Annotated in this window: 1 protein-coding gene and 2 pseudogenes; all 3 read right to left on the bottom strand. The window is 74.1% G+C overall.

Annotated elements, in window-relative coordinates; all coding sequences use genetic code 11:
* A pseudogene (locus tag AOK23_RS50470) lies at window positions 1–520 on the bottom strand (prolyl oligopeptidase family serine peptidase); the annotation flags it as partial.
* Between the two features lie 2 nt (window positions 521–522).
* Window positions 523–1822 (bottom strand): annotated as a pseudogene (locus AOK23_RS29310) (TolB-like translocation protein); the annotation flags it as partial.
* Window positions 1823–1978: 156 nt separating this feature from the next.
* Window positions 1979–2177: integrase core domain-containing protein (locus AOK23_RS29305; protein ID WP_157878188.1), on the bottom strand; the 199-nt coding region annotated here is incomplete at its 5' end.

The raw sequence follows: 2177 nt of genomic DNA, 5'->3' as shown, positions 1-2177 counted from the left end.
CCCTCGCCCTCGAAGGCGATGTACGCGTGCGGCACCGGCCGTCCCTCCATCCTGGCCAGGAACCGCTCGCACTGCGTGGGCGGGCAGATCACGTCGTCGAGGCCCTGGAGCAGCAGGAAGGGCGCGGTGATCCGGTCGGCGTGCTCGGCGGGCGACCGCTCCGCGTACCGCATCGGCTCCTCGGCGAACGGCCCGACGAGGCTCTCCAGATACCGCGACTCGAAGTCGTGGGTCTCTCCCGACCCCCACTGGGTGAGGTCCAGCACCGGGTACAGGATGGTTCCGCAGGCGTAGACGTCGGTCGTGGTGAGGGAGACGGCCGTGGTCCAGCCGCCCGCGCTGCCGCCCCGGATGGCGAGCCGGGAGCGGTCGGCGGTGCCCTCGTCGGCGAGGGCGAGGGCGACGGCCGCGCAGTCCTCGACGTCGACGACGCCCCACTGCTCGCGCAGCCGGTTGCGGTACTCCCGCCCGTAGCCGGTGGACCCCCCGTAGTTGACCTCGGCGACGCCGATGCCGCGCGNNCGAGGACCAGGGGCGCGCGGCTGGTGGGTCCGCCGTGCGCCCAGACGACGTACGGCGGCAGTTCGGTGCCGGGGGCGAGGCAGCCGGGGTTGTGGGGCGGGTAGACGTGCGCGTGGATCTCGCGTCCGGCGGGGCCGAGGAAGGTGCGGATCTGGGGTTCGGGGTAGTGGGCGGGGTCGACGGGGTCGTCGTGCGCGGCCCCGACGACCCGGGCGCGGCCGGCGAGGGTGCCGGCGGAGCCGGAGTCCGCGGGGCCGGTGTCGAGTTCGACGACCTCGTAGGCGCTGCGCGGGCTGGCGCCGATGCCGATCACCCGGCCGCCGTGGGTGGCGAGCGACGGGGCGAACTCGGTCCAGGGGCCGGCCGCGTCCGTGATCTGGCCGGTCTCGGGGTCGAGGATGCCGAGCGCGGTGGCGCCCCGGCCGTGCACGACGGCGATGAGTCCGCTCTCCAGCAGGGCGAACCAGCGCAGGCCGATCCTCCACAGCGGCCCGCCGAACTCCTCCTCGCGGGCGCACAGCGGCGTGTTGCGGCCGTCGTGCTCGCGCCGGTACAGGTTCCAGTAGCCGGTGCGGTCGCTGGAGTGCACGAGGGTGCCGTCGGCGGCCCACTCGACCTGGGCGATCGACTCGTCGGGGCCGCCCTCGACGGTCCGCGCGCCGCGCAGCGTGCCGTCGTCGGCGACATCGGCGACGATCAGTTCGGTGCCGTCCCAGGGCATGCGCGGGTGGTCCCAGGCGAGCCACGCGGCGCGTCGGCCGTCGGGTGAGATCCGGGGCCCGGTGACGAAGCGGTGGGCCCCGTCGGAGAGCTCGCGGACGGCGCCGCGGTCCTCGGCCGCCGAACCGTCCAGCGGCACCGCGGCGACGACCCGCCGTACGTCGGCGGGCCCCTCCCCGGTGAACTCCTCCAGGACGCACCACACCTCGTCCCGCTCGGGGTGGAGCTGCGGATCCGCCCAGCGCAGCCCGCCGCCCACCGGGGACACGGGCGTGAGGGCCACGGGCTCCCCGCCGGGCTCGTACCGGTAGAGGCGCTGGTCGGCGAAGTTCACGAACACCAGGAGGGGCCCGGTGTCACGCGGGACGCCGGCCCACGGGTGCCCGCCGTACTCCATGACGCGGCTGCGCACGTTCCACGGTGCGGGCAGCACCGACTCCTCCGTGCCGTCGGAGGTCCGCCGTACGAGGGTGCGTCTGCCGCCCTCGGTGGGCCGTGGTTCGGTCCACCACGCCTCGTCGCCGACGAACCCCGCGAACTCGGGGTGCCCGTCGTGGGCGGCCGCGAGCTCCGCGTCGATCGGAGAGGGCCATGAACCGTACGCCAGGGTCTGCACCTTGTCCCCCATCTCCCTTCGTCCCCCGTCTGTGCCTTCCCCGGGCCGCCGCTTCCTAGGCCCTGTCGTCACATTCCCGCCGTCCACCCGAACACGGGCCCGGTCGCAGCACTTAGGGCCCTAGGTGTGCTGTTCGGAGAGGTTGGTGACGCGGCTGGCTGGGGTTTGGCCGCTGATGCCGGTGTGGGGTCGGTGGTAGTTGTACCAGTCCAGCCAGTCGGGAAACGCGGCCTGCCGTTCGGCCTCTGAGGTGTAGGGCCGCTGGTAGGCCCATTCGTCGAGCAGGGTGCGGTGGAAGCGTTCGACCTTGCCGTTCGTC

Origin of the sequence: Streptomyces torulosus, from assembly GCF_001419765.1 — a bacterium.
Classification (GTDB): domain Bacteria; phylum Actinomycetota; class Actinomycetes; order Streptomycetales; family Streptomycetaceae; genus Streptomyces; species Streptomyces torulosus.
The sequence above is the reverse complement of the archived record's forward strand: the minus strand, read 5'-3'. Positions and strand labels throughout refer to the sequence as shown.